The sequence below is a fragment of the Novosphingobium sp. FKTRR1 genome, assembly GCF_020404405.1.
Taxonomy (GTDB): domain Bacteria; phylum Pseudomonadota; class Alphaproteobacteria; order Sphingomonadales; family Sphingomonadaceae; genus Novosphingobium.
Map to the genome: position 1 here is coordinate 414392 of NZ_JAIZDA010000002.1, position 6928 is coordinate 421319.

The 6928-nt window shown below is 65.2% G+C and carries 6 protein-coding genes; 5 read left to right on the forward strand and 1 reads right to left on the reverse strand.

The window, feature by feature from the left end; translation table 11 throughout:
- The first annotated feature begins 39 nt into the window (after positions 1-39).
- The 4 genes from LDN95_RS03745 (at position 40) to LDN95_RS03760 (ending at position 5135) form a co-directional block, all read left to right on the forward strand.
- Positions 40-1065 (forward strand): tol-pal system YbgF family protein, encoded by a 1026-nt coding sequence (locus LDN95_RS03745; protein ID WP_226016275.1) that lies wholly within the window; start codon positions 40-42, stop codon positions 1063-1065.
- A gap of 16 nt (positions 1066-1081) precedes the next feature.
- On the forward strand, positions 1082-2050 hold the full coding sequence (gene tilS / locus LDN95_RS03750; protein ID WP_226016308.1) for a tRNA lysidine(34) synthetase TilS: 969 nt from the start codon (positions 1082-1084) through the stop codon (positions 2048-2050).
- A 144-nt stretch (positions 2051-2194) separates the two neighbouring features.
- The gene (gene ftsH / locus LDN95_RS03755; RefSeq protein ID WP_226016276.1) at positions 2195-4138 is read left to right on the forward strand and encodes an ATP-dependent zinc metalloprotease FtsH; all 1944 of its coding nucleotides are present in this window, start codon (positions 2195-2197) and stop codon (positions 4136-4138) included.
- A 16-nt stretch (positions 4139-4154) separates the two neighbouring features.
- A complete protein-coding gene (locus LDN95_RS03760) occupies positions 4155-5135 on the forward strand; it encodes a quinone oxidoreductase (protein ID WP_226016277.1) in 981 nt (326 codons plus the stop codon).
- A 13-nt stretch (positions 5136-5148) separates the two neighbouring features.
- Here the strand turns inward: LDN95_RS03760 and LDN95_RS03765 are convergent, their stop codons facing one another.
- A complete protein-coding gene (locus LDN95_RS03765) occupies positions 5149-6213 on the reverse strand; it encodes a DUF3667 domain-containing protein (RefSeq protein ID WP_226016278.1) in 1065 nt (354 codons plus the stop codon).
- 205 nt (positions 6214-6418) lie between these two features.
- On the opposite strand from LDN95_RS03765, the gene LDN95_RS03770 reads away from it, so the two are divergent.
- A complete protein-coding gene (locus tag LDN95_RS03770) occupies positions 6419-6877 on the forward strand; it encodes a hypothetical protein (protein ID WP_226016279.1) in 459 nt (152 codons plus the stop codon).
- Positions 6878-6928: the final 51 nt, after the last annotated feature.

Consider the following 6928-nt stretch of genomic DNA (forward strand, 5'->3'; position numbering starts at 1 on the left):
GCGATGCCGGGCATCGGCACTACCTTCCGGACGGAGACCATGACGAAGATGATGAACGCCCCCCGACCGGCGCGCCTGCGCCCGGCCATGTTCGGTGCGATTTGTCTGGCGCTGTTGCCGGTATCTGGCGCGCTGTTGCTCGTTCCGGGCTTGGCGCAGGCGCAAACCGCGGGCGATCCGGCCGAAACGCGCCTGCGCAAGCTTGAGGCCGAGCTGCGCGCGGTTCAGCGCAAGGTCTTTCCCGACGGCGCCGGTCGCACTTTTGGCGCGGAAATCTCGGCACCCACCGTCGGCAGCAGTGCGCCAGCACCCGTTGCCGGGCCGTCTCCGGTGACCGATCTGCTCACCCGCCTTGACGCGGTAGAGGCGCAAGTGAAGTCGCTGACCGCCGCAACCGAAGAAAACCAGAACCGCCTGGCCAAGCTTGAGGCGCGGGTTGCCGCTGTTGAACCGCAGCCTGCGGCAAACCCGCTCGAAGCGGGCGCCGGGGCACCGGCACCGGTCATTCCCGCTGTGTCGCAACGCCCCGCTCCGGCGCCTGCGGCAAAGGCGCCTGTCGTTGCTGCGCCGCCATCAGCGTCGGCACCCGCTCCGGCTGTTGTCGCACCCAAGCCGGTCGGGCCTTCCGCCGAACGGGTCGCCGCCGTCGCTGCGATCGAGCGGCCGGTCAGCGAAGACAAGGCCGAGGATGAATATTCCTACGGCTACCGTTTGTGGGAGGCCAAGTTCTTCCCCGAAGCGCAGCAGCAATTGCAGCACTTTGCCCAAGCCTATCCCAAGCACAAGCGCATCAGCTATGCCCGGAATCTGCTGGGGCGCTCCTATCTCGATGACAACAAGCCCGGCACCGCCGCGCAATGGTTCGTGCAGAACTATCTTGGTGACAAGCAGGGCGATCGCGCCGCCGACAGCTTGCTCTATCTGGGCGTCGCGATGACCCGGCTCAAGGAAGCCAAGCGCGCCTGCACTGCCTTCGCCGAGTTCAAGACAACCTATCCGACCGAGGCTGCGGGCCGTCTCAAGTCGCAGTATGAGGCCGCCACCAAGGCGGTAACCTGCAATTGATACGCCTCCCCGCCTGATTTCGCCCGCGTTTGCGGCCCGTTTCGCCGCAGATTGGCAGCGCGTCTGGGGCGACGATCGGCCGGTTGGACTCGCGGTTTCGGGCGGGGCCGACAGCCTCGCGCTGCTGCTGCTGGCTTGCGCCGCTTTGCCCGGACGCTTTGCCGTTGCTACCGTCGATCATGGCTTGCGGCCCGAGGCGGCTGGCGAGGCGGCAGCGGTGGCCCGGCTTTGCGCCGCGTGGAACGTGCCGCATACCACGCTTTGCCTCACCCTTGCCGCAGGCAGCGCCATTCAGGAACGCGCCCGCGATGCCCGCTATGCGGCGCTGGCTGGCTGGCAGCAAGGCGCGGGTCTTGCGGCGCTGGTCACCGCGCACCATGCCGACGATCAGGCCGAAACCTTGCTAATGCGCTTCAACCGGGGGTCGGGCTTGCGCGGGCTGGCAGGGATGCGGCCGATGGCCCGTGTTCCCGGTCATGAGGCGCCGCTGCTGCGGCCGCTGCTTGGCTGGCGGAGGGCCGAACTGAGCGAGATCGTTGCTTTTGCTGGGGTTGTTGCCGCCGACGATCCGTCCAACCATGATGTCCGGTACGAACGCGTACGGGTGCGCCAAGCGCTGGCGCAGGCAGATTGGCTCGATCCTGCCGCGATCGCTGCCAGCGCTGCGCATCTGGCCGAGGCGGACGCTGCGCTGGATTGGGCGGTGGCGCGCGATTTGCACACCATCGCGGCGATGCCTGACGGGCTGGCGTTCGATCCCGCCGATGTACCTCGGGTACTCACTCTGCGGATGCTTGAGCGCATTGTGATGCAGCTTGCGCAAGGCACCCCGCGCGGTCGGGATCTGGCGCGCTGGCACGATTTGCTGGCCGGTGGGGCGGTGGCTACGTTGGCAGGGGTCCGCGGCGACGGGCGGGCGCGGCCCTGGCGCTTTACCCGCGCTCCGGCGCATCGGCGCCTGCGAAAAAGCGAAGGCGGAGCCTGATTCGCCGGTCTGCCGAGTGCAATGTCGGCGCACTCGATCAAAGTGCGCAGGAAATTCGCACTTCAGGTTATATTGCCATTCACCGTGGCGATCCTACATTGCCCTGCAACACCCGCACTTTTGCGCGTTTTCGAGAGTCACGCCATGAACGACGACCAGCCGCAGGGCAACCCGTGGATCAAGAGCCTTCTGGTATGGGGCGGCATCTTCGTTGCCTTGCTGCTGGTGGTCTCGATGCTCGGCGCGCGCAGCGATGCCACCGGCACCACGATTCCCTATTCCGATTTCCGTGCGCGTGTCGCCGAAGGTGCGGTCCGCGATGTGCAGATCAGCCCGGAACGCATCACCGGCTCGCTCAAGAACGATCAGCAATTCCAGACCGTTCCCGTCCCCGGCGATGGCGAACTGACCAAGCTGTTGCTCGATCAGGGCGTGAAGGTTTCGGGCAAGGCGCAGGAAGAGCAGAACATCCTGCTGTTCATCCTGGCGCAGTCGCTGCCGTTCCTGCTGATCCTCGGCGTCGCCTTCTTTGCGCTGCGTCAGGTCCAGAAGGGTGGCGGTTCGGGCGCGATGGGCTTTGGCAAGTCGAAGGCCAAGCTGCTGACCGAACGGTCGGGCCGGGTGACGTTCGATGACGTTGCCGGAATCGACGAAGCGCGCGAGGAACTGCAGGAAATCGTCGAGTTCCTGCGCGATCCAACCCGTTTCTCCAAGCTTGGCGGCCAGATCCCCAAGGGCGCGCTGCTGGTCGGCTCGCCCGGCACCGGCAAGACCTTGCTCGCCCGCGCCATTGCAGGTGAGGCGGGGGTGCCGTTCTTTACCATTTCGGGCTCGGACTTTGTCGAGATGTTCGTCGGCGTCGGCGCCAGCCGCGTGCGCGACATGTTCGAACAGGCCAAGAAGAACGCGCCCTGCATCGTGTTCATCGACGAAATCGACGCCGTCGGTCGTCACCGTGGGCACGGTCTGGGCAACTCCAACGACGAGCGCGAACAGACGCTCAACCAGTTGCTGGTCGAAATGGACGGGTTCGAAGCCAACGAAGGCATCATCATCGTCGCCGCCACCAACCGGCCCGACGTGCTCGACCCCGCGCTGCTGCGTCCGGGCCGCTTCGACCGGCAGGTCGTGGTGCCGATCCCCGATATCGAGGGGCGCGAGAAGATCCTGGGCGTCCACATGAAAAAGGTGCCGCTGGCGCCCGACGTCAATCCGCGCGTCATCGCACGCGGCACGCCGGGCTTTTCGGGCGCGGATCTGGCCAATCTGGTCAATGAGGCCGCGCTGCTGGCCGCCCGTCGCAACAAGCGTCTGGTCGCCATGCAGGAGTTCGAGGACGCCAAGGACAAAGTCATGATGGGCGCCGAACGCCGCAGCATGGTGATGACCGACGACGAAAAGAAGATGACCGCCTATCACGAGGCCGGACATGCGATCGTCTCGGTCAACGAACCGGCCAGCGATCCCATTCACAAGGCCACGATCATCCCGCGCGGCCGCGCACTGGGCATGGTCATGCGCCTGCCCGAACGTGACAGCTATTCGTATCATCGCGACAAGATGCACGCCAACCTGTCGGTCAGCATGGGTGGCCGCGTGGCCGAGGAACTGATCTTCGGCTATGACAAGGTCAGTTCGGGCGCCTCGTCGGATATCCAGTACGCTACCAGTCTGGCACGCAACATGGTGACCAAGTGGGGCATGTCGGACAAGCTTGGGCCCCTGCAATACGAGGATAGCCAGGAAGGCTATCTCGGGATGGGTGGCAGCGCCCGAACGATGATGTCGGACGAGACCAACAAGCTTATCGACAGTGAGATTCGCGGGCTGGTCGATGGTGCGCACGCCCGTGCCACCGACATCCTCAAGACCAGCGAGGACAAGCTGCACTTGCTCGCCAACGCGCTGCTCGAATACGAAACGCTGACCGGCGAGGAAATCCGCTCCCTGATCGAGAACGGCACGATCGACCGGCCCGAGGCACCGTCGGGCCCATCGCGTCCGCTCAACCCGCAAGGCGCCAGCGTGCCGCGCGCCGGTCGCCGGATTTCGGGTGGCGGCAACCTGCCCAGCCCGCTCGGCGCCTGAGCGAAGGGCGGCTGGCATGGGGGCTACGACCGAAGCGATCGTGATCCGTCAGTATGGCGGGCCTGACGTCATGGTGCTGGAAAGCGTGGACGTGCCAGCACCAGGCCCCGGGCAGATTTTGCTGAAACAGCAAGCCGCCTCGGTCAACTTCCACGATGTCTATGTCCGTTCGGGGGCCTACAAGACGCTGCCTCTTCCCGGAATCCCCGGGTTGGAAGCGGTCGGCACGGTCGAGGCTGTGGGCGCCGGTGTCAGCGATTTCGCGCCGGGCGACCGCGTTGCCTACATCGACCGAGCTTATGGCGGCTATGCCCGCGCCCGCGTGATCCCCGCCGAGCTGGCGGTGCCTGTGCCCGATGGCGTCGAGGCCGGTCTGGCGACCGCGTGGTTCCTGAAAGGGCTGACCGCGCAGGCGCTGGTCGATGAAGTCGAACCGGTCCACGCAGGGTCGGTCGTGCTGGCGCAGGCCGCAGGTGGCGGGGTCGGGCAATTGGTGGCGCGCATGGCAAAGTTGCGCGGCGCAACCGTGATCGGCACCGCCGGGTCCAATGCCAAGGCCGACATCGCCCGTGCGGCCGGATGCGACCATGTCATCCTTTACCGCGAACAGGACGTTGCCGCGCAAGTGGCGGCCTTGACCGATGGCAAGGGCGTGAACGTCGCGTTCGATGCGGTCGGAGCCGACAGCTTTGAAGGTTCGCTCGCGTCGCTGGCGCTCAAGGGCCATCTTGTCCATTACGGTCAGGCATCGGGCCCTATCCCGCCGTTCGATCTGTCGCGGCTGGGGGCGAAGTCGGCAAGAATTTCGCGCCCGTTCCTGTGGCCCTACGTCCAGCCGCGCGAAAAGTTGCTGACCGCCTCGCGCAGCCTGTTTGCTGCGATGGCTGCGGGCGATCTGCCGCTCACGCTCGGCGGGCGCTTCCCGCTGGCGCAGGCGGCCGAAGCACATACCGTGCTTGAAGCGCGCGCGGCGGGGCCGTTCGTGCTCGATTGTTGAGCGGGATCGGGCGTCAACCCGCTGTTTCGGCAGCAATCAGCGATACGAAGATGGTCAGCGCCACAAACGCGATCACCAGCAAGGCACCGGTCCGCACCAGTGCTCCTGCGCGCGAACAGTGGTAAGCGCCACGCAACTGCCGATACATGTGCAGCGGCGGGATGATGCCATACAGCAGCACCAGGCCTGTAAGGCCGACCGACTGTCCCAGCATCACGACGATCGTCAGCAATGTCATGAAGCTGATCGAGTAGGTCACGAACACGGTGTGATCGTAAAGCGGGAAGCGCCGCCGTCCGAACGGAAACAGCAACCACAGGAACGGCACCGAGATGGGGATCAGCGCCCAACTGTATTTGTAGGCGTGTGATTGCAGCTTGTAGACCGCCAGTTCCGGGTTCTTGCTGACATGCTCGATCGCATCGTCCAGCATCGCAAAGCCGGTGGATGGCAGTTTCTCGCCGCTGCCTGCCGCCTTGGCCGCCCGCATCAAGGATACCGCATGTTCGATGTTGGCGATTTCCTCGTCCGCGTCGTCGGTATCCTCGCCGGCGGCTGCCAGCTTGGCGCGTTCGGCGCGTTTGGTGGCAAGTTCCTGCTGCGCTGCGGTCAGTCCCTGCGTTGCCTGCCCTGCAACCGACGCCTGCACAGCCGTTTTCTGTTCGCCGCCTATGTGCATTTCGCCCGTGGTCTGCTGGATCACGAAAAACAGCAGGAATACGCAGAACAGAAACAGCGCCAGCGGCGAGACGAAGCGTGCCCGCTGACCATCAATGTAGTTGCGGGTGAGCGTGCCTGGACGCAGCGCCAGCATCGGCAGCGTTGTCCAGATCTTCCCTTCGAAGTGGAACACCCCGTGCAGCAAGTCGTGAAAAAACGCGCCGAGCGTGCGGTGCACATGCGCATGCTGGCCACAGGCGTGACAATGTGCGCCGATCAGCGCGGTGCCGCAATTGAGGCAAGCGGTTTCATGCGTGTGGCCATCATCGGCGGCGTGGCTGCGACCGGCCGAGGGCTCCACAGCGTTTGCGGTCATGACTGTGGTAACGGCATCGCCCAGCGCGTCGGCATTGCTCATCGCTTGTCTCGTTCCCCCCGGGACAGGATTGAGGGCCTGCCATAACCGAGCGCGCCCGTGCTGGCTACGCCGTTGCTGGGGCGTCTTGCAGGTGTGCCTAAGCGCTAACCCCGATGGAACCGGCGGATTTACGCGTGCTTAACCCTGATCGTGCAGGGGATGGAGGTGCGACAGCTCCGATCCGAGCTGAAGGAAGGCAGGCGGCATGTTCGGTCCGCGTGAGGAACTGACATTCGCCTCTACGGCGAGCGCGGGGGTGACCTTTGGTCGCGCCGGTGTGCCGCGCCGCGCCGTGCCAGCAAGCAATTTACCGGCCACCGTTTTGCCGGCCAGCGACTTGCCTGCAAGCGAACCGCCGTTTTCCCGGCCGGAGCAGGACTGGCGGCTCAGTTCCCACCCGCTGGCCCGGCGCGGTCATGCGATTTGCTCTGCCGTTGAACGGCAGTTCACACGGCATCCGCTTGTCAGCGATCTGGCCGAGGATATCGGCAGCGCCGAATGGCTGCGCGGCGTGTTCACGCTGGTCGTGCTGATCGTGCTGGCGCTTGCGGCGAGGCCTGCGTTCGAGCTGCCACACGCGCGGTCGGGTGCGGATTCCGACGATCGCGCGCATGTATTGCGATCTGATGCCGCGCAGCGTTCCGATTTGATCGCGCGCAGGTAAAGCACCTGATCGTTGGTATCTATTCGCACTATGGTTTGGCGTTGGTCAAGC